This window comes from Desertivirga arenae (assembly GCF_017355785.1).
Lineage (GTDB): Bacteria > Bacteroidota > Bacteroidia > Sphingobacteriales > Sphingobacteriaceae > Desertivirga > Desertivirga arenae.
Genome location: NZ_JAFEWE010000003.1, coordinates 578351 through 598642 on the forward strand (window position 1 = coordinate 578351; position 20292 = coordinate 598642).

Sequence of the window (20292 nt, forward strand, 5' to 3'; positions counted from 1 at the left end):
TATCCTGATGCTTTTATATAATTCCATAGAGTGAACCGCCCTTAGCTCCCAGCCGATCCACCTTTCTTTCAATTGCCGGATCTGCAATCAATTCGGGAGCATGATGAGGTTTCTTTCGGGCATCAATTATTACAGGTCCCCTGCAACCCCAGTGTTTATGCTCAATGAAGCTATCAACACCATAAATATCATGTGATGGATTACTTCGGGTAAAGGTGACCCATACCAGGTTATTTATATTTGCTGCCGTGAAACCGGCATCGTCACATAAAACAATTAAACCGATCCCTTGCAGGTCCTGACCCTTGAATCCTTCGTTCAATAATGCGATCTGTTCAGAGGTCTCCCTCTCGGAATTAAAGACAGGAGACTCAATAGCAAGAACTCCCGGAATAGCAAGTTTACAATTAGTAAACGGGCGGGGACTAGCAAAACTAGTCGGTAGTTCCTTCCACAAATCCCTCTTCTTTTCGCCGGCAGCAGCGAAAACAACTTTTGATCCACTATTAAGATCTCCCCCACTATAGTCAAGGGTATCAATTGTAGTTTTGGTATGAAAATGAAGGTCCCGGGTAAAATCCAATCTTTCAAGCATATGTATCAGGAACCCGGCTATATCATGCGTATGGAGGTCTGGATTATCCTCCTTAGCAGATATAAAAAGGTATTTCGCCAAACTTAACTGGTTCTTACCCAAAATATGGTTTGAGATGGTCAGGATCTCCTGGGGCTTTCTCTCTTTGAGATAAGGCGTATAACGTTCACTACCTATTGCAAATAATAGTGGATGGACCCCTGCTGCATCGACCGCATTCACTTCATGCAAGCCATGAATTTCTTTAGGCAGTGCAGACCCTGAAATCTCGTGAATCAAAGCACCGAAACTGGTATCTTCCTGAGGGGGCCTACCTACGACGGTAAAAGACCAAATGGGGTCCTTCCGGTGGTACACCTTATGCACTTTCATCAGCGGAAAGGGATGTACGAGACTATAATAACCCAGGTGATCTCCAAAAGGGCCTTCCGGTTTATTCTCTTGAGGATACACTGTCCCGGTAATTACAAAATCAGCATCAGCAGAAATACAGAAGCCTTCATCATCATAAAAGTACCTGAATCTTCTGTTCCCCAGAGCCCCGGCGAAAGTCATTTCCGACAGACCTTCAGGAAGTGGCATTACAGCCGCCAAAGGATGAGAAGGAGGACCGCCTACAAAAATGCTGACTTTTAAGGGCTCACCTTTTGCGTTAGCCTTAGTTTGATGAACACCAATGCCACGGTGTAGCTGATAATGAAGCCCTATCTCTTTATCCTGTATATAATCATTACCCCCTAACTGAATCCTGTACATTCCCAGGTTGGCATTCATTATACCAGGCTTTTCAATATCCTCTGTATAGACCTGCGGCATAGTCACAAAAGGCCCGCCATCCAATGGCCAATTTACAATCTGAGGAAGTTCAGATATTTTAGTTTGTCCATAACTAACAGGAGCGGTACGTACCTTTGTTGGTAAAGCTGAAAAGGCAGTATAAGCAACATCAACATATTTAAAGGGGTTCTTTGCTGCTTTTACCGGGTCAGATTTAAGATCTACCAAAACTTTGATCTTGTCAAGGGTATCCCGGAAAAGGAATTTAGACCGGTCAAGGGTTCCAAATAAATTGGACACCGCAGGAAACTTAGATCCTTTAATATTTTCAAAAAGCAAAGCAGGACCTTGCTTTTCATAAACTCTCAAATGAATAGCAGCCATCTCAAGGTATGGATCCACTTCTTCTTTAACTCGCACGAGAAGTTTATTCCGCTCCAGGTCTGCCACACATTCCTGTAAACTCTTATATCCCATTTATAACTATTAGAACCTCTAAAATATTAATAGCCAAAGGTATCGAATTGTAAGTACTTGGAAATTTTTACTTTGACTTTTACAAACAGCCGAAGTAGCAAAACCGCCCTTCAATTGGAATTAATATAACAAACTCGATTATTTTATAGAAAACTTTCAATACATATCTTTAAAGATTACTAATTAAACAATTACGTTTATTAATCTTTTAATGAAAACGTTTCTGAATCGCTATTTTTTTGAAAGTTCAAAAAAAAGCGCCATTAAATATCAAACTATCATAAAAGTTATTTTTTATTTAACGATTTATCATTTTATTTATACTTTTGTTGTGTAATTAATACAAAACGTTATGAAACACTTACTCTTCGCTACTCTACTTACCATCTTTTCGGTAGCGGGTTTTGCTTCCGAAAACATTGACAAAAAGGACGATTCTAAAAATATTTCATACAACGCAAAAAAACAGCTTGAGTCAGAATTCGCTGGAGCTAAAGACGTTACATGGACAGCTAATGAGGATTATCAAAAAGCATCCTTTAGCTTAGAAGGTAAAAAACTTACAGCTCTATTCGACATTCAAGGCAATTATCTCGGAGCTACACAAATAGTAGCCTTCGAAGAACTTCCGGCAGAAGCGAAAAAAAGCATTGAAAAATATTACAAAGGTTTTGCTTTCTCAGGAGCATTGAAAGTAGTTGCAAGACCTTCTAATGATTATCAAAGCAATGATGTTGGTACGTACTGGATCGATCTTGCAAAAGATACCAAAGAAGTTTATTTAAACTACACTTCAAGTACAGGATTATCTTTCTATAAGAACATTGAAGGAGCATCATCAGCAAAGAATTAATCAAAGATTTTAGTTTTAGATTTAGTTTTTAATAGTTCTACCTACAGATAGCCAGCAATAAATTGCTGGCTATTTTTTTGAACCTAATTCCCTGTTCAATGGTCAGAAAGAAGCTGAAAACTAATAGATGCTGAGGCCCTGAATTCAGCTCATGAAGAATTTCCTTTTAAAAGTATAGATCAGCTGCAACCCGGAAGGTGTTGCAATGAGCATCCACGATATCCTGAATCCTGGTGGAATATCCGCCGCCCATACTTACTTGTACAGGAATTTTATTTGACTTACAAGCCGCTAGAACTTTCCTGTCCCTTTCCTTACAGCCTTCCTTACTTAAGCTTAAATGTCCAAGTTTGTCTGTAGCTAATACATCTACGCCTGAAAGATAAAACACAAAATCAGGATTGAAGTCCTGGAACACTTTAGGTAGCATGTCGTCCAAAATATTTAAATAAGCATCATCTTTAATTCCAATTTCCAGGCCGATATCAAGGTCCGACTTTTCTTTCCGGAATGGAAAGTTCTTTTCAGCATGAACAGATAGGGTAAAGACCTGAGGGTTATCATAGAATATCTGAGCAGTTCCATTCCCCTGGTGCACATCAAGGTCGATGATTAAAATCCTCGAGGCGAGATTCTTTTTCAATAAGTAGTTTGCAGCGATAGCCTGGTCATTCAATAAGCAGAAACCTTCACACCAGTTCGATCCTGCATGATGGGTACCACCTGCTACATTAAAAGCAACACCATTTTCAATAGCGAAATAACAACCGTCAATAGTACCTTGAGCGATTATTGTTTCTCTGCTCACTAATTGCTCTGTTAAAGGGAAGCCTGATCTTCTGATTTCCGGGGGTGTCAAGTTTATGTCTCTTAACCGTTCCCAATATGCTTGTTCATGAGTAAGCAGAATTACATCTTCACTAACTGGCTCCGGTGAAAACAAGTTGTCCTGAGAGATTAGCCCTTCATACAAAAGCTGACCAGGAATGAGCTCATATTTGAGCATTGGAAAACGGTGTCCCGGCGGCAAAGGCAAAACATAGGATGAATTATAGGCTATTTTTAACACAATGAAATGCTATCCTGAAATAAATGCAAATTAAAGTATCAATTGCACTAAACAAAAAACGCCGTCCATAAAGACAGCGTTTCTAATGATTTATAACTTCTATTAATGTCCGGAGTGTCCGTCAACGCCATGTGCGTGACCGTGAGACAATTCTTCTTCAGTTGCTTCACGAACATTTAAGATCTGTCCTTTAAAGTGAAGATCCTGACCAGCCATTGGGTGGTTCAAATCAACAATAACAGCCGCATCAGAAACGTTAGTTACACGTGCGCGAAAATGATTTCCCTGATTGTCCTGAAGTGGCAAAACAGAATCTACTTGTGGTAGGTCCATTCCCTGAAACATCTCGACTCCTAATTCTGCAATTGCATTATCGTCTCTTTCACCATACGCATCGCCGGCAGCAAGATGAAAATCATAAGAATCTCCAGAAGAAAGACCATTTAAATTTTCTTCAAACTTTGGTAACATCATACCAACGCCATAAAGAAATACTAATGGTTGCTCTTCAGTAGCCTTCTCAACGAATACCTCCTGACCATCTTGATTAGTGTACAAATCGTACGTAAGCGCAACTACGCTATTTGGCTGAATTTTCATATTATGTTTGTATAAAATATTGCCGGAAACCTTATTAAAAATATCCAGCTTTTTAATGATTAACCTTTAACCTGTACTGAAAGGTAACGGGCAAATTGCGGTTCTGTTTTATAAAAAATTATTGTGTACCCGGAGGGGGACAATTGCGGGTAAAGGTGAAGAAAAAACTTTAAAAACAATCATAAAATCTAAAATTCCAAGGAAAGTAATCACTGGAGTATTAACCTGCGAGAAAAGAATACAAGGAACAATAACAATGTTTAATGTAACACGTTATGAAATTGGATGATATGAATCATTTTATATCATCCAATTTCATTTGATCTTAGTCATGTACTTAATTGATAATCAAAATGAAACCAACACTTTTAAACTCAGTTGTGAAGGCAACAGTTGCCGCTGAGTTAACCTTACTAGCGATAGCATTATACGCTGTTTTCGAAGTTGTATTTGTTCGCTAAAGGCCGGTTTTAGATTACAGGGTGTTTACAAAGCTTATTTCGCTCTCAGGGAGGAGGCTTTAAAACACCCTTTTTACTTTACCTTAATTGCTTCATGGCCTGCTCAACCTCGCTCACTGGTAAGAAACAACTTCTGTTTCTGCAAACATAGATCTTAGTTTCCTTATCAAACTTACCGTCAAGCAGGGGCAGTTCGCCGGTTATTCCGCCCATAATGATTTTATTAGGAATAAAGTGTTGTTCGATCTCCTTTCTCTTCTTTTCGAATTCATCCCCTGTAACCGCTATCTCAAATAGGCCATAAACTTCATTCAACAGCAAGATTGCCCAATTGGAATAAGCAGATGGATAAGCCTTAATAGACGGAAACATATTCGTTAGCATTTGAACGGCTTGATCGATAAAAGGCTGATGATCGAAGAAGTGCCCGATCTTGTAAAGATTCAAAGCCATTGCAGAATTTGAAGCAGGGATAACATTATCCATAGTTTCATGCTTCCTTGCGATCAACTCCTCTCCGGTCTGTGAGGTAAAGTAAAGCATCCCAGTACCAGGATCATAAAAATTAGTTAAGACATAATCAGTTAAATCCCACGCCTCCTTCAGCCAACTCTCGTCAAAGGTCACTTCGTAAAGTCCAATAAAGCCATCAATTACAAATGCGTAATCGTCCAGGAAAGCGATTGGAGGCAGACCTTTTTCAAATGGTGCATAGAGCCTTCTAAGCTGTCCCTTCTCTCCTACCAGTTTATTTTTAAGAAAAGCTCCATTTCTAAGTGCCAAGTCCAAAATCTCCTGATCACCAAAAGCTTTATAAGCATCGGTCAAGCCCTTCAACATCAATCCGTTCCAGCTTGCCAAAATCTTATTGTCAAGACCTGGATGGACCCTCTTGTCCCGATAATCGAACAGTTGCTTTTTAGACTTTGCAATCAATGATCGAAGGTCTAATAAAGACAAGTCATGGGCTTTAGCAAACTCCTCGTCGCTTATCTTCCTATGCAATACATTCGTCCTTTCCTCCTCCCAGTTTCCATGCTCTGTTATATTGAAATACTGGCAAATAAGCGGGGCATTTTCCCCTAAGATAGCTTCAACTTCCGGCTTGGTAAAAGAATAAAATTTTCCTTCTACACCTTCACTGTCTGCGTCCAGGGCTGAATAAAAACCTCCTTCAGGTGAGGTCATCTCTCTTTGCAGCCATTTTAAAATATCATAAGCGGTTTCTCGGTAAAGGTCTCTTCCTGAATATTGGTAAGCCTCTGAGTAAAGGCTCAACAGTTGGCCATTGTCGTACAGCATCTTTTCGAAATGGGGAATATGCCAGTAGGGATCTACAGAATAGCGCGCGAAACCTCCTCCAATTTGATCGAAGATACCACCCAAGGCCATTTTTTCCAGCGTTTTCTCCAATGCTTCCCGGGCCGGAAGATCGCCTGTAAAATGAGCATAACGCAGAAGGAACTGCCAGTTATTCGGCATTGGAAACTTAGGAGAACGTTGATACCCACCCTCTTTCAAATCAAAGGACCCTTTCAATACCTTATATAGTTCATCCACGTCCTCCTTCCTGAAACTAATCTCGTCATCGGAAAGATTTAGAGGCTCAGCTTCTTTGATTCCCGATGTTAATTGTTCTGCGTAATTAAAGGCTTCTTTGGGTTTATCATTCCAAAATTCCACAAGATTTAGCAAAACCTGCTTCCAGTTGTTTTTAGGATAATAAGTCCCGCCGTAGATAGGCCTTTGATCAGGAAGACAAATTACATTCATTGGCCAGCCTCCCCTCCCCGATATCAGCTGTACAGCAGTCATGTAAATCTGATCGATATCGGGTCGCTCCTCCCGGTCTACTTTGATGGAAACGAAATGCTCATTCATGATTGCGGCAACCTCAGCATCCTCAAAGCTCTCGTGCTCCATTACGTGACACCAGTGACAAGCGGAGTAGCCCACACTTACTATGATTAGCTTATTCTCCCGCCTGGCCTTCTGCAAGGCTTCCATCCCCCAGGGATACCAGTCCACAGGATTATTGGCATGTTGTAGCAGGTAAGGGGAAGTCTCGTTAGATAGTTTGTTTGGCATAATGCTCGTCTTCTGAATTATCAGAATAACTTTCTAAAAATCTCTTTTGTTGTAAAGATTATAAGGCAGACAAGAAAGATGTTCTAACACCTTAATTAAAACCGATTGGTGCAATGCATGTTAATAAGTATTAATACCTATGGAAATACAGGTATTTAAACTTAGTGGTTATGAAAAAAGACAATAAAAAGGGCCTGGACAAAAAAGCCAAACGTGCATTGCGGCGAGAAATCGAGAATAAAGTTAATGAACAGGTTAAAGGTGTTATAAGTCAGCTGGGATATGATTCAAAAAAACTTACTAAAGCGATAGATAAGAATTCGAAACAATTGGCTAAAAGGCTGGCTGAGATTATCGGGGACAATGAAAAACAGGTTGCTGGTGTAGACGAACATCAAAAAGGCGGTCTGGAGGTAAAAGAGCCTGTAAAAGAAAATAATACACCCGAGTTTAGCTCCCCCCAGCCAATCCCGCTTCCGGAAACTACGGATACTAATGGACTTAAAAAACCTGTACTACCCAGTGACAGACAAGATCCTCCTACTGCATTAGATCTTGCAGAACGAATAGCTCATTCTTAACAGAATATTTCAAGCACCCGGATCACTACTTAAATTCGGGCGCTTTCTCCTCCAATTTCGAAGCCAGCTCAAGGAATAAGTCCAAAGCTTTTTTCTTCTGCTCAGTAAGTGGATAATCTATGCGGTGCATAAGATAGTCATCAAGATCAAACCCGGGATGAGCAGGAAGGTTAGCAATTACTTCCTTTCTATGCTCAAGACCATATGCTAAAGCACTGTTAAACTTCTGGATGAAATCTTTCGGAATTGGTTTATTGGATGCCCATACTGCAAAGGCGAAGGGAAGGCCGGTAAACTTTATCCATACTTCGGCAAGGTCATAAACAAAGGCGTATTGATCTTTTTTCCCAAAAGTACGATCGCCGATCTCCACAAAAGCATCTGCGTCTCCTTCAACGATTACAGGATTGAATTTCCAATAATGTTTAAGTAGCACCCGTGCCAGTGCATTAGATGTTCTTGATTGCTTATCTAACCTCAGTGTTTGTATTTCCTCTATCGGTTTATCGCTGAAAATGAAAACAGAATTTACGGCCGCTATTGCACCGATGCAATAATCGGAAACAATATGATAGTCCGGGATCTTTAATAATGCAGCTACTGGCACCAGGCCAATATCTGCTTTATCTTCTATTAATTTGGCTGCGCAATCTGCAGGAATATCGAGACTTAAATCCATCTCGGTAATAATCCCCGAATGATTTAAGCCAAAAATAAAAGGTTTAGTATTTGTATAAGAGACCGCTGAAACCCTAATCTTGTTCAATGTATTTTAAATGGTCTGTGTTATTAAATTCAAGGATCTCAAATTTCTCTCCATCATATTTTAACTTATATAAAGTTGTGTTCTGATGGGGAAAGCGGTCCATTTCGTATAAAGGATGATTCATCAGCAGGCAAAGGAATAAACGCATTGCCCTTCCATGCATGCATACCAGGATGTTTTTCACATCGTCTTCCCTTTCTATCAGCTTCTCAAAAACCTTGAGTTGCCGTTTGTGAACGTCCATTGGACTCTCACCTTTATCAATCTTTAAATGCAACTCACCAGCATTCCATCCTTGCACCATATTATCAAAGATCGCCTTAATATCTTCGGTGGCCTCCTGGCCTTCGTAGATACCCCAGGCCAACTCATCCAGACCTTCATATTGAGTCCAGGGAATTCCGGCATCGATAAATTTCTTTACGGTCTGATGGGTCCGTTTTAATGTAGAGGTATAAAGTTTATCAAAAGGAACTTCTTTATATTTCTCGTAAAAAGCTTCCGCTTGTTTGCGTCCGGTATCATTCAGATCGGTGTCGACTCCCCTTCCCTGCATCACACCTAGCTTGTTAAGGTCCGTCTCACCGTGACGGATAATATATATGTATTTCTCCATTTCTATCTCAAGGCCAATAAAAGATGAATTTAACTTCACCCTGTACAGGTAGTTGGCCTTCCTATTTTTTTATTAATTTTCTAATTTTATTACTGACACACCTGCTAGTTAACCACAGGCAACTTGTAGAAACGTGCTTTAGCGTCCTCTTCAAACTGGAAGTCCTTATAATCTGTAATCACGTTATATAAGGTATCCCTTTCGATCGGATGGCGACCAACCTGCTTAATCAGTTCTACAAGTTCTTTAGTACTCATGGCTGGCGTTTGCTCTTCTGCTCCAGCCATCGAGTAGATTTTGGTAGTATCATCTAAGGTGCCATCTATATCATCAACACCAAAGCTCAGAGAAAGTTGTGCGGTACTTCTGCTGATCATCGCCCAATAAGCCTTTATATGATCAAAATTATCCATATAAATCCTAGCAATGGCGTAGTTCCGCAGATCTTCGATCACTGAAACTTCAGGAACATGAGACATCTGATTATTTTCATGACGGAACTTCAACGGGATGAATGTCTGAAATCCACCTGTGCGGTCCTGAAGTTGGCGCAGCTGCTCCATATGGTCAACCCGGTGCCAGAATTCTTCTATATGACCGTAAAGCATGGTAGCATTAGAGCGCATCCCCAGCTTATGCCATTCTTCATGTATTGCAAGCCATTGTTCTCCTGTACATTTATCTTTAGCAATCTGCTCTCTTATTTCAGGATGAAATATCTCTGCTCCACCACCAGGAATTGAGTCTAGACCAGCTTCTTTCATAAGCCTCATTCCTGTAGCATAATCAATCTTGGCTTTTTTGAAGATATAGTGATACTCAACAGGAGTAAGCGCCTTTATATGAAGTTCAGGACGGTGCTGGCGAATGCTTCTGAAGAGCTCCGAGTAAAAAGCAACATCATACTGTGGAAGAACTCCACCAACAATGTGTACTTCGGTAACTGGCTGGCCATCGTATTTCTTAACCACATCCAGCATCTGTTCCATTGTATATTCCCAGCCTTCTTCCCGCTGTTTGATTAAACGTGAATAAGAACAAAACTTACAATCATAAACGCAGAGATTAGTTGGCTCAATATGGAAGTTTCGGTTGAAGAAGGTTTTATCTCCATGGCGCTTTTCCCTTACAAAATTAGCAAGGACTCCCAGGTATCCAAGTTCGCCTTTCTCATATAATAGAACTCCCTCATCAAAAGTGATCCGTTCACCATTGCCTACTTTTTGAGCAATATTTTTAAGATCTTCACTTAGGGTAGCGTCTGAAAGAAGTATGCTTAATTTGTGTTCTGCGTCCATCCCTGCAAAAATACAAATAAGAGGCACTTTATCGATCATTTAGTTGTAACAATCAACTAATTCGGGCTGCCCGGGGGAATGCTAAATTCGCAGAGAGACAATCATGGCCTAAGCGGACCAATTCCCGAACGGCAGGCTTTAGGGGGCAAGCTGCAACTGGCTGCTTAGCAGGTAAGCCCCGCTTACTACAACTTCCTTTACCCCTTCTAAACCTGAGGTGATGATTATTTTATTTTCATCCTCCTGTCCGGTAGTTACCTTTTTATATTCGAAAGTTTCTTTCCCCGTCTTCACCCAGACTGTAGCTCCATTCTCATCTCTAACTACTGCATCGATTGGCAAGGCGATCGCGTCGGAGATATGAGCCGTCGGCATTGTGACAACTGCTCTCATGCCAGGCTGAAAACTCCCACTATTCCTGATATTTATGCGGACCTTCAGAAGCTGAGCAGAGGCTTCCAGTGCTGGGGCTATGAATGATATTTCAGCGGCTTGCTCAGCCCCCCCTTCAATAGAAACTCTCACTGCAGTACCTTCTTTTAGTCGCGCTGCTTCCTCCGGATATATATCTGCTTCCACCCATAAGGTGCTTAAATTCTCGAGCTTTAGAATGGATGATCCTTCGCTTACGTACTGACCTTCGGTAACCGATAGTTCTTGTACCACTCCTGATGCTTTTGCATATACGGTAACAAATGGAGAAATTGTCGCCTTCCTTTCAAGGTCTTTTATCTGCGCTTCGCTATATCCGAAGAGGAGAAGTTTATTCCGGGCAGCGTTCCTGAAATGGACATATATTTTTTCTTCAGGAAAAGCTTTCATTTGCTTGATTTGCAAAAGATAATCCTGCTGAATAACTTGAAGCTCTTCACTATAAATTTGAAAAAGTGGCTGGCCTTTAGTAACAGATAAACCTGTTTCTTTAATATAAAGTTTCTCAATACGACCTGCATATCTACTAGATATTACTTCCGTTGCTTCAGGATTGGAGACCACTCTTCCGTTCAAACTTTTGGATGTCGTAAAACTACCGGTGCTTACAGAAATCGTTTTGACATCTGCCAGCTGTATCTGACTTTTGCTTAAAACAAGCTGAGTCTTAGTCGCTCCTTTTGTCATAGGCACCAGGTCCATTCCGCAAATGGGACAGCTTCCAGGTTCATCCTTTATGATCTGTGGGTGCATAGGACAAGTATGCTTCGAAGCTGCGGTCTTTTCTTCTTCATGATAATCCTGACAAGAGTTTAAAGAAAGCACTGAAAGCACAGTAAAAAGAAGAGATATAATTAGAATAAAACGTTTCATTTTAGAGATTGCGGTTTAATAAAACTTTCAGGATCGACCAGGAACCAGGCATTTTCAGCAAACTCTGTTTGCGGATCAAGCCCCCCTCCTATGTCAACAGCATTTTCGGAAATTGCCTTTACCTCGATATAGACAGGAACAAAAACAGCTCCCCTCCGAATAAAGGCCACATACCGTGTTCCCAAACTTAACACAGCAGTTTTAGGAAGCCAGTTTCCTATCCTTTGGGTGTTCTCCACTGCAACATCTACCAGTTCGCCTACTCGCCAGGAGCGGGAAGTGTTGTCAACATTTGCACGAGCGAGGATATAATTCGTACCTGCCTCATAGAATGGCTGAATAAGCTTTACTGTTGTTCTTTGTGTTTTTGATTTCAGAGCTCTTGACTGAACTCTTACTGCTGATCCGCGCTTCATCCATTTAGAAACTTCAGGACTGATAAAAAATTCAGCCCATAAACCTTCTGCACTTACCAGATTGAATAAAGTTTGTCCAGCGCCCACATACTGCCCTTCCTTAAGTAAGATTGGGGTAGAGGACGTTGTAGTCGAAGGCACTGCATCCTTGGCCGGGGCGCTGCTGCCCATTGCTCCCATGGAAGCACCTGATCCATCGGAGGTAATACTAGATCCTCCAGTAGCAGAGCCCGATGCCGACGACGATGAACTATTAGAAACTTCGGTTATGTACCCCGAATAGGGACTATAAACAGGAACTGAATAATCTATTTTCCCTGTTTTCAATACCTGGTTTAGCTGACCATCGGTAACACCTAACAAACGAAGCTTTCTTTTTGCCGCTTCTAATAAAACAGGTTCATTACTATTTTTCAGAAATAAAAGTTCTTGTTCCGCACTCGCCAGATCCGGACTGTAAATTTCCATGATTTTCTGTCCTTTTCTTACAGGCTGAAAATTGTACTTGAGATACAAGCGTTCGATCCTCCCGGCCACTCTCGAAGAAACTGACTTAAAACTGTTTGTATTATAGTTAATAACCCCACTGGCCTTAAGTTCTGTAACCTGTGATGTCCTTTCTGCTTTAACTACCTTAAGGTTTCCAATCGCTACCCTTGCCGGATCTACGGACAGGCCTGCCAGGGTATCGCCATGAGTTTGGGCATTATGAACAGCTACTAAATCCATTCCGCAGACCGGGCAAGAACCTGGAGTTTCTTTTACAACATCGGGATGCATCGGACAAGTATATTGTTGAACTTCTTCAAGCTTCTTATTCTCCTGTTGGCAGGACACAGCGATCAAAGTAAGTAAAAGGAAGATTATCAGGCCACTATCTCTCAATGATCTTTTCATAGTCTGCTATCATTTGATAAAACTTCTGCAACTGATCCAGGTAATTCATCTGCCCCATATTCTGAGCATCCCAGCTTTCCATCATCATATTTGCATCACCCTTGTTTTGCTGAAAAGTAATCATAGCTGCTTTCAGCGCTTTATTAAGAGTTGGCAGGATCTTGTTCTCATAATTATTCAACTGTTTCTGCATGGTAAGTAATTCATTTTCCATACCTCGGGCCATTCCTAACATCTCAATCACCATTGCTTGTTTCTGCTGCTCCATTGCTGTCTTTTGGTAACTCATGGACTTCACTTCCGACTTATACATCTTGGACGACCAGGGAGCGATAGGAATAGATATCATTCCCATTGCCGTAAACTGGGTGGGCATCATCGCGGCATAATTGTCCATGTGATCGAACCGCAGCCTGAAATCCGGCTTGGCCTCCTGCTTCATAGCCTTGATGTTGACGAGCATTGAATGAATATCATGCTGCATATGGAGAACATCACTCCGTGTTTCAGAAAAATAGGTTGTATCCAAATTAGCAACAGGATTAAAAGCAATGGCCTGGTTCGTATCTACCGTAAGATGTGCGTTAGGAAGCCTGTTCATTAAAGTGTTCAAGGTTATTTTCTTAGACCTTATCTCACCCTCAGTCATAAGTAACATATTATCAACGTCAAAACCCCGTCCTTCTACTTTGAAAATTTGAGTTAAACTGCCCTGATTAAAAGGATAACGGATCTCAGCAAGCTTCTTCATATTCTGCACGATCTGTTGGTTCTCTTTTTGAAATTTGTACTTCTTCGTAGCAATTAAAAGGTCAAAGAAAGCACGGCGTGCGGTAGCCCGTAACTCATTAAAACGGATGTTCTTTTCGAAAAAATAGGTTTGGGAAAGTGATCTCTGGTACTCCTTTCTTGCCTTCAGCTTAGCCGGATTAGGAATATCCTGTTCGGCTGAGATCATAAAGGCACCCTTATCCCCTTCTCCCACCATCCCCTGTCCCGGATAGGGCGTCATAAACGTTCCTGCACCAATCATAGGAGCCATCCATGCCCCTGCTCCTTCAACTTTAGCCTCCTGGCTTTTTATCATGTTGTCGTATGACTTAAGGGATGGATTGTTTAGTTCAATTTCCCTTAATATCTCCTGCAATGTCAATGGCTTCTGAGCAAAAGAACCAAAGGCAGGTAATAACGACAATGCTGCAAGTAAAACGTACCTGGTCTTAATGCTTAACATCGTACACCTCCAATCTGCCAAATTTCTTCAGCTCATATTCTTTTGTCATTAAAAAGATCAAGGGGGTTACCAGAAGGATGTGTGTTGAAGAGGTCAATACTCCCCCAATCATTGGCAATACAATAGGCTGCATTACGTCACTTCCAACTCCGGTTGACCATAGTACTGGTATTAAACCAAACAAGGCAACACAAACGGTCATGATTTTCGGACGTAGCCTCTTGGCCGCCCCCTTTATTACATATTCTTTCAAATCTTCTTTCGTAATGGTTGCTGCCGAGTTACCTTTCAATTCGACCAGTTGCCGCATCGCATCATTAAGGTAGATCACCATTACCACCCCTGTTTCCACTGCTATCCCAAATAAAGCTATAAACCCTACCGCCACTGCTACAGAAAGATTAACTCCCCAGAAATAAACAAGATATGCTCCCCCAATTAAAGCAAAAGGTATAGTGATCAAACTAAGGAAGGCCTCACGAACAGATTTGAAAGCCAGGTAAAGGGCAAGAAAAATAATGATCACCACAACCGGCAGGATATAAATCAGGGTCTTCTGTCCCCTTATAAGATTTTCATACTGACCACTCCACTCCACAAAGTAACCATTAGGCAATTTTAATTGCTGATTAATAGTATTGATAGCCTCCTGTACGGTTGTTCCCAGATCTCTCTCTCTCACATTAAACATCACAGCCCCGCGAAGGATAGCGTTTTCAGAAGTGATCATTGGGGGACCATTAACGAAGGCGATATCCGCAACAGCCGAAAGAGGGATAGTACCTGCATCGGCGGAACTCAAAGGAATTCTTTTGAGCTTTTCCAGACTATTCCTGAAATCCTGCCCTAATCGCAGATGGATATTAAAACGCTGTCTGCCTTCAATAGTATTCGTGAAAGGAGTGCCACCAATTGCCGTTTCAACCACGTTATTCACGTCATCCACCGATAAGCCGTACCTTTCCAGCTGATCCCTTTTTATATTGATCTCTAAATATTTTCCTCCCGTTACCGGTTCAACATAAAGATCTTTAACCCCATTTACTCCCTTTAAAAGCGACTGGACCTGCTGAGAAACAGAATCTATCACAGTTAGATCTTGTCCATATACCTTTACTCCAACATCTGTTCGGATACCGGTTGACAACATATTGATCCGGTTAATGATGGGCTGTGTCCATCCGTTCACTACACCTGGAATCTGCAGCTTCTGATCCAACTCATTAATAATATCCTTCTTGGTAACACCAGGTCGCCATTCAGACTTCGGCTTAAGAGCAATAATGGTTTCAATCATGCTGACAGGTGAATTATCAGTTGCGGTATTGGCACGCCCTGCCTTTCCCAATACCTTATCCACTTCGGGCACCGACTTAATTACCTTATCCTGCACCTGAAGAATCCTTTTAATTTCAGAATTGGAAACATCAGGAAGAGTAACCGGCATGAATAAAATTGACTGTTCATCCAAAGGCGGCATAAACTCCCGCCCTAAGCTTAGCATCAAAGGAATGCTAATGAGTAATGCCAGGATATTCACCCCTAATGTTGTCTTTCGGTGACGGATACAAGCCTTTATCACCGGCTCGTACATCCTCTCCAGCCATCTATTAATGGGATGCTCTTGTTCGGCCCGGAACCTCCCTTTCATAAAAAAGGATATGAGCACCGGAGCCAGGGTTACTACCAGTAAAGCGTCAATAATCAGAATAAATGTTTTAGTATAGGCCAGGGGATGAAAGAGCTTTCCTTCCTGTCCGGTCAGTAAAAAAACCGGAAGAAATGAAGCTATAATGATCACTGTGGAATAGAACACGCCTCGAGAAACCTGCTGGCAAGCTTTCTCAATAATGCTCAAACGTTCTTCGTTCGAAAGCTGTATATAGCTATCATCCCGCTTTTTCTTTCCCAGATATCTTTTTAATCTACTAAGCATTTTCAGCTCCTTTCTTTCTTAAATCAGCAAGCTCTTCTTGTCTGATTGCTAAGTTCTTATAGGCGTTCTCAGCCATTATTATCCCATTATCAACGATAACCCCAATCGCCAGGGCAATCCCCGTAAGTGACATTATGTTAGAGGAAATATCGAATGCATTTAACACAATAAAACTGGCAGCTATAGTGATCGGGATCTGGATAATAATGCTAACGGCGCTTCTCCAATGAAAAAGAAATACAATTACAATCAGTGATACTACTACCATTTCCTCTATAAGAGTACTTTTAATAGATGATATAGATTCCTCGATCAGCTCTCCCCTATCGTACACAATGTTAAATTTCATTCCTTCCGGCAGTCCTTTGCTTACCTCAGTCATTTTTGCCTTCACCTTCCGGATCACTTCATCTGCGTTCTCCCCATATCGTAGCACTACTATTCCACCCACCGACTCTCCTTCTCCGTTGTAATCAAATATACCCAGACGGCTTTCGCCAGACATTTGCACAGTAGCCACATCTTTTATTCTTACAGGGATTGAATTTTGTGTACGAATGGAAAGGTTCTCCATCTCCTGTATCGATTTAAGGTACCCGGTGGTCTTTATAATATAGCCGATACCACTCATCTCAAACTTGCGACCGCCTGCTTCATTATTATTCGACTTTACAGCTCGCATTACATCTGAAATGGAAACTTTATAGTAAAGGAGCTTATTGGGATCTACACTAATCTGATATTGCTTCTGAAAGCCTCCAAAAGATGCAATTTCACTAACGCCCTGTACATTCTGGAGCGCAAACTTAATATACCAGTCCTGTACAGCTCTCTGCTCACCAAGGTCCATCCCCGGAGCCTCTAAGGTATACCACAATACATGTCCAACCCCCGTTCCATCTGGTCCCATAGTTGGGGTTACTCCTTCAGGCAATGAACTTCCTACTGTACTTAAACGCTCCAGTACTCTGCTGCGAGCCCAATAAACATCAACGTTATCCTCAAAAATGATATAGATAAAGCTCATTCCAAACATAGAATTCGCCCTTACATACTTTACTTTAGGAATTCCCTGAAGGTTAGTTACCAATGGATAGGTAACCTGGTCCTCAATAATTTGAGGACTTCTACCCATCCATTCGGTAAATACAATAACCTGATTCTCCGAGAGATCGGGAATCGCATCTATCTTGCTGCTTTTAACTGAATAGATGCCAAATGCGAATATCCCAGCAGCAATAAGTAGTACAAGAAACCTGTTCCTTAACGAGAAGGAGATCAGTTTTTCTACCATTGTAATAATTATTTACCTGTTTCTGATCCCTCTTCTTTGGCAACCAGGTCCATTTTACATTTTGGGCATTTGCCTGGTTTATCACTAACTACCTCGGGGTGCATCGGACAAGTATAAGCTGCCGCGGTTTGAACTCCGGTAGTATCTGCGATGGCTTCAGTTGCACTGTCTGCTGTAGCCTTTTCTGAGGAATTTCCAGCAGAGTTACATGCTGCGAAAAATAAGGAAACCATTGATGCTAAGACTAAAATTGACTTTTTCATTGTTTGAGTTTTTATGATTGATAACTAATTGATGTTTGGGTTTGATTACTAAGTGTTACTTGTTCCGGGAAGGCCTTTCGTACCGACAACACTCTGGAAGGTTTTTAAATACTTTATCTTCTGCCTTAAACTTTTCAGTATCGTAACCCGCTCCAGCAATCTTTTTCTGAATGCTATCCAGCGAGATCAGCCTACTGTCGTAAGAAACTTTTGCCAGTTTAGTTTCTTCATCCCAAATAATAGATTGCAGTCCGCCAACCTTAGCAGCACTTTCAATCTTCTTTTTACACATGGAACAAACGCCTGCAACTTTAAATGTTTCAGTTTTAACCTGAGAGAAAACAGGTGTACTAAGTGTGGCGAATGAAGCCACAATAAAAAATCTTAATGATTTCATTTTCGGATTTTAAGCAATGGTAGCGAGAACGATTTTACTTCGTTCAAATACATTTAATATGTTAAATAGAATAAGCTATCCAAAGAAAATTGGATAATAACATGAACCCGCAACAGGGTTACCCGAAAAGATTAAGGTTTAAATACGGAAATTACAATTACGGATAAAGACAGGAATACTGCTTATTCCGGGAGGAGCATTAGAATAAGGATGATCAGAACCAATTATCTGTGGGAAAGATTGAATACTTGCCGGATAATCAAAAGATAACAGATCAAGGGCAGAAGCTTTCAGCAGAAATTGATGATCTGAGGTTTTATATGAGCTCTCAATCTTAAACTCCTTTGCAGAGGTTTTACAACAATCCTTTGTAGTCCCAAGACTCATTCCACACTTGTCGCAGTTCTCGGATTTCTGAACTGCTAATCCCCATTCTACCAATCGACCCATGCAGTAATGGAACTGCATAGTAGCACCTGAGGACACCCCAAGGTAAAAGATTGCTAATATGGTGACTAATACTTTTTTCAAGATCTTAAATTTCAGAATCCTTCTTCACTATTGTTCGGTAAAGATGGACAAAAATAAGAAGAAGGTTTTATAGAATTTTATGAAAAGTTTATAATTTATCGACGATAGTAAAGCTGACACCTACTTAACGACGTGTCAACTTCACTTTGTATCCATTTAAATAACGTTAAATCCGTTTTCTATTATTAGAGAAGATAGACTCTGCGTAGAGGATACTGCCATCAGCTTTATTAAAGCATTGGGTCATATTACCCTGAAAGTCAAATCCAAGGCCTGCTAATAAATTATAAATTCCATTGAACAGTAACTGTCCTTTATAAAGTTCTTTAAAGGAGGTTTCTATAATTATGAGTTCTGCTTGCTGGATTGTATTCATCCCGCCTTTAATCACCCGGTCTTCAAATCCCTGAACATCTATTTTGACAAGAAATCGTCCCAAATCACCTAATTCTGAAACAACATCGTCTAAACGCCTTACCTGAATGGTTTCCTTTCCTGCGTAATCAGTACCGGTAAAAACATCCTTGTGCAGTTGGGCCATATCAAGCAAGGATGAGCTCGGAGTATGCTTACTCACATTAATCTCAACCTGCCCATCCTCTTCACCAAGAGCATAATTATAAGCTGAGACATTTTTTGCAGCTGTTTTAACAGTAAGTTCCTGATAACAATTAGATAGCGGCTCAAAAGAAATTATCCGCGCCTTAGGAAGGATTGAATTGATCTTGGTTGCGAATTGGCCCACGTTAGCTCCGATATCTAAAACAGTTTGAATTTCACGTTCCTGAAGCCATTTAAAATTCTCTGGTCTTGCTAATTTTACGCTGAGACCAAGTGAATACAGAGAGCGCTGGATTAACTTTAACATAACAGGTAGGCAGATTAAGTTTAGTAATTTATTAATAGGTTAGTTAGCTGTTATCTATTTGGATTTAACATGCTCAGGTTAATTAACCCCTGTAGTTTTTAATTTGTTTTAAAAAACACGTATTCTTTTTTCTAAAGAAACTTCTGATCTTAAGATCCGTACAACTTGCTATCTGCAATATTTTATGAGAAAAAGACGTGTGTTGTTAGCAGCTTTTATAGCATTTCTAGGTAATTTAAAAGCATTCCCTCCCTCCTTTCAGGCTCCTGCCGAAAAAACTTCCGTATCAGGTAAGGTTACTTTGGAAGTTGTTTCAGGACCAGTTAGCAAAGATTTAGTAATCAGCTTTACAGAAACAGCTAGTCCTTCAACGGTTACTATTACTGACTTAAAAGGAGCTAAGTTATTGTCCCAATCCGTAGAAACAGGCTTAAATAAGGCTTCTATTAATGTTTCTAAGTTATCCGCCGGAACTTATTTCGTGGTGCTTACTAATCAGGAAGGAAGAACCTCAAAGGTGTTTGTTAAGCAATAATATTAATAGCATTCCTCACTAAACTCACAGTTCAGTGAGGAAGATATTAACTACTACGATAGACCTTGTAGTAAGGCTAAGTTGACTCGTCCTGTATAAACTTAACATCGTTACGAACAAGTATTAATCACTAAATTTAAGTTACGATGTCAAAAGAAATCAAGGGTAAGAAGTTCGGTAGGCTTTATTTAGAGTCTTACAAGAAATCGATTATTGCAGAGGTAGAGCGCGAAGGTGGAGCTATTAATCTGATTTGTGATCGCCATAACTTAGCTAAGACTACTGTCCAGGCTTGGGCGGCCAGATATGGAAGTTCGGAGTATTTGGCAAACAGGCAGAAAAGGCGTAGCCCATCTGAGAGGAATAAGATCATTCGGGAAATTCTCTCGGGCCGATCTACCATTAGTGAAGTGCAACTAAAATATGGGATCGATT

At 40.8% G+C, this 20292-nt stretch carries 20 protein-coding genes; 4 read left to right on the forward strand and 16 right to left on the reverse strand.

Going from position 1 to position 20292, the window contains the following annotated elements; all coding sequences use genetic code 11:
- Window positions 1–13: 13 nt before the first annotated feature.
- Entirely contained in the window at window positions 14–1849 is a 1836-nt protein-coding gene (locus J4N24_RS09560; RefSeq protein WP_207533445.1) for a UbiD family decarboxylase, read from the reverse strand.
- A 352-nt stretch (window positions 1850–2201) separates the two neighbouring features.
- Between J4N24_RS09560 and J4N24_RS09565 the strand changes: the two genes are divergently transcribed.
- Window positions 2202–2702: a hypothetical protein gene (locus J4N24_RS09565; protein WP_207533446.1), complete on the forward strand. Its 501-nt coding sequence runs from the start codon at window positions 2202–2204 to the stop codon at window positions 2700–2702.
- A gap of 166 nt (window positions 2703–2868) precedes the next feature.
- Here J4N24_RS09565 and J4N24_RS09570 read toward each other — a convergent pair whose 3' ends face one another.
- From J4N24_RS09570 to J4N24_RS09580, 3 genes are all read right to left on the reverse strand, one after another.
- A complete protein-coding gene (locus J4N24_RS09570; protein WP_369806212.1) occupies window positions 2869–3771 on the reverse strand; it encodes a histone deacetylase family protein in 903 nt (300 codons plus the stop codon).
- A 102-nt stretch (window positions 3772–3873) separates the two neighbouring features.
- A complete protein-coding gene (locus J4N24_RS09575) occupies window positions 3874–4371 on the reverse strand; it encodes an FKBP-type peptidyl-prolyl cis-trans isomerase (protein WP_207533447.1) in 498 nt (165 codons plus the stop codon).
- 539 nt (window positions 4372–4910) lie between these two features.
- A complete protein-coding gene (locus tag J4N24_RS09580) occupies window positions 4911–6920 on the reverse strand; it encodes a thioredoxin domain-containing protein (RefSeq protein WP_207533448.1) in 2010 nt (669 codons plus the stop codon).
- A gap of 170 nt (window positions 6921–7090) precedes the next feature.
- On the opposite strand from J4N24_RS09580, the gene J4N24_RS09585 reads away from it, so the two are divergent.
- Window positions 7091–7501, forward strand: a complete 411-nt coding sequence (locus tag J4N24_RS09585; RefSeq protein WP_207533449.1) for a hypothetical protein — start codon at window positions 7091–7093, stop codon at window positions 7499–7501.
- A 25-nt stretch (window positions 7502–7526) separates the two neighbouring features.
- Here the strand turns inward: J4N24_RS09585 and J4N24_RS09590 are convergent, their stop codons facing one another.
- The 12 genes from J4N24_RS09590 to J4N24_RS09645 form a co-directional block, all read right to left on the reverse strand.
- Complete coding sequence (locus J4N24_RS09590; protein WP_207533450.1) at window positions 7527–8267, reverse strand: menaquinone biosynthetic enzyme MqnA/MqnD family protein; 741 nt, start codon at window positions 8265–8267, stop codon at window positions 7527–7529.
- Entirely contained in the window at window positions 8254–8883 is a 630-nt protein-coding gene (locus J4N24_RS09595) for a histidine phosphatase family protein (protein WP_207533451.1), read from the reverse strand. The genes J4N24_RS09590 and J4N24_RS09595 overlap by 14 nt, the downstream gene beginning before the upstream one ends.
- 104 nt (window positions 8884–8987) lie before the next feature.
- Window positions 8988–10181 (reverse strand): aminofutalosine synthase MqnE, encoded by a 1194-nt coding sequence (mqnE, locus tag J4N24_RS09600; RefSeq protein ID WP_207533481.1) that lies wholly within the window; start codon window positions 10179–10181, stop codon window positions 8988–8990.
- Window positions 10182–10319: 138 nt separating this feature from the next.
- On the reverse strand, window positions 10320–11486 hold the full coding sequence (locus tag J4N24_RS09605) for an efflux RND transporter periplasmic adaptor subunit (protein WP_207533452.1): 1167 nt from the start codon (window positions 11484–11486) through the stop codon (window positions 10320–10322).
- Entirely contained in the window at window positions 11483–12799 is a 1317-nt protein-coding gene (locus J4N24_RS09610; RefSeq protein WP_207533453.1) for a heavy metal-binding domain-containing protein, read from the reverse strand. The genes J4N24_RS09605 and J4N24_RS09610 overlap by 4 nt, the downstream gene beginning before the upstream one ends.
- On the reverse strand, window positions 12777–14033 hold the full coding sequence (locus tag J4N24_RS09615) for a TolC family protein (protein WP_242691574.1): 1257 nt from the start codon (window positions 14031–14033) through the stop codon (window positions 12777–12779). The genes J4N24_RS09610 and J4N24_RS09615 overlap by 23 nt, the downstream gene beginning before the upstream one ends.
- Window positions 14020–15969, reverse strand: coding sequence for an efflux RND transporter permease subunit (locus tag J4N24_RS09620; protein ID WP_207533454.1), 1950 nt, complete (start codon window positions 15967–15969; stop codon window positions 14020–14022). The genes J4N24_RS09615 and J4N24_RS09620 overlap by 14 nt, the downstream gene beginning before the upstream one ends.
- Window positions 15962–17263, reverse strand: a complete 1302-nt coding sequence (locus J4N24_RS09625) for an efflux RND transporter permease subunit (protein ID WP_207533455.1) — start codon at window positions 17261–17263, stop codon at window positions 15962–15964. The genes J4N24_RS09620 and J4N24_RS09625 overlap by 8 nt, the downstream gene beginning before the upstream one ends.
- Window positions 17264–17271: 8 nt before the next feature.
- Window positions 17272–17526 carry a heavy metal-binding domain-containing protein gene (locus J4N24_RS09630; protein WP_207533456.1) on the reverse strand — a complete coding sequence of 85 codons (255 nt, stop codon included), beginning with the start codon at window positions 17524–17526 and terminating at the stop codon, window positions 17272–17274.
- A 55-nt stretch (window positions 17527–17581) separates the two neighbouring features.
- On the reverse strand, window positions 17582–17923 hold the full coding sequence (locus J4N24_RS09635) for a heavy-metal-associated domain-containing protein (protein ID WP_207533457.1): 342 nt from the start codon (window positions 17921–17923) through the stop codon (window positions 17582–17584).
- Between the two features lie 138 nt (window positions 17924–18061).
- Window positions 18062–18454, reverse strand: coding sequence for an HYC_CC_PP family protein (locus tag J4N24_RS09640; protein ID WP_207533458.1), 393 nt, complete (start codon window positions 18452–18454; stop codon window positions 18062–18064).
- Between the two features lie 166 nt (window positions 18455–18620).
- A complete protein-coding gene (locus tag J4N24_RS09645; RefSeq protein WP_207533459.1) occupies window positions 18621–19322 on the reverse strand; it encodes an FkbM family methyltransferase in 702 nt (233 codons plus the stop codon).
- 184 nt (window positions 19323–19506) lie between these two features.
- Between J4N24_RS09645 and J4N24_RS09650 the strand changes: the two genes are divergently transcribed.
- Both J4N24_RS09650 and J4N24_RS09655 read left to right on the forward strand, forming a co-directional pair.
- Entirely contained in the window at window positions 19507–19857 is a 351-nt protein-coding gene (locus tag J4N24_RS09650; RefSeq protein ID WP_207533460.1) for a T9SS type A sorting domain-containing protein, read from the forward strand.
- Window positions 19858–20003: 146 nt separating this feature from the next.
- A partial coding sequence (locus J4N24_RS09655; RefSeq protein ID WP_207533461.1) for a hypothetical protein occupies window positions 20004–20292 on the forward strand: 289 nt, incomplete at its 3' end.

Bases quoted from the DNA above. Each gene is read 5' to 3' on its own strand.
- J4N24_RS09630 (WP_207533456.1), bottom strand. From the start codon at position 17,526: ATGAAAAAGTCAATTTTAGTCTTAGCATCAATGGTTTCCTTATTTTTC.
- mqnE (WP_207533481.1), bottom strand. From the start codon at position 10,181: ATGGACGCAGAACACAAATTAAGCATACTTCTTTCAGACGCTACCCTA.
- J4N24_RS09620 (WP_207533454.1), bottom strand. From the start codon at position 15,969: ATGCTTAGTAGATTAAAAAGATATCTGGGAAAGAAAAAGCGGGATGAT.
- J4N24_RS09615 (WP_242691574.1), bottom strand. From the start codon at position 14,033: ATGTTAAGCATTAAGACCAGGTACGTTTTACTTGCAGCATTGTCGTTA.
- J4N24_RS09560 (WP_207533445.1), bottom strand. From the start codon at position 1,849: ATGGGATATAAGAGTTTACAGGAATGTGTGGCAGACCTGGAGCGGAAT.
- J4N24_RS09625 (WP_207533455.1), bottom strand. From the start codon at position 17,263: ATGGTAGAAAAACTGATCTCCTTCTCGTTAAGGAACAGGTTTCTTGTA.
- J4N24_RS09635 (WP_207533457.1), bottom strand. From the start codon at position 17,923: ATGAAATCATTAAGATTTTTTATTGTGGCTTCATTCGCCACACTTAGT.
- J4N24_RS09595 (WP_207533451.1), bottom strand. From the start codon at position 8,883: ATGGAGAAATACATATATATTATCCGTCACGGTGAGACGGACCTTAAC.
- J4N24_RS09610 (WP_207533453.1), bottom strand. From the start codon at position 12,799: ATGAAAAGATCATTGAGAGATAGTGGCCTGATAATCTTCCTTTTACTT.
- J4N24_RS09580 (WP_207533448.1), bottom strand. From the start codon at position 6,920: ATGCCAAACAAACTATCTAACGAGACTTCCCCTTACCTGCTACAACAT.
- J4N24_RS09575 (WP_207533447.1), bottom strand. From the start codon at position 4,371: ATGAAAATTCAGCCAAATAGCGTAGTTGCGCTTACGTACGATTTGTAC.
- J4N24_RS09565 (WP_207533446.1), top strand. From the start codon at position 2,202: ATGAAACACTTACTCTTCGCTACTCTACTTACCATCTTTTCGGTAGCG.
- J4N24_RS09645 (WP_207533459.1), bottom strand. From the start codon at position 19,322: ATGTTAAAGTTAATCCAGCGCTCTCTGTATTCACTTGGTCTCAGCGTA.
- J4N24_RS09585 (WP_207533449.1), top strand. From the start codon at position 7,091: ATGAAAAAAGACAATAAAAAGGGCCTGGACAAAAAAGCCAAACGTGCA.
- J4N24_RS09605 (WP_207533452.1), bottom strand. From the start codon at position 11,486: ATGAAACGTTTTATTCTAATTATATCTCTTCTTTTTACTGTGCTTTCA.
- J4N24_RS09650 (WP_207533460.1), top strand. From the start codon at position 19,507: ATGAGAAAAAGACGTGTGTTGTTAGCAGCTTTTATAGCATTTCTAGGT.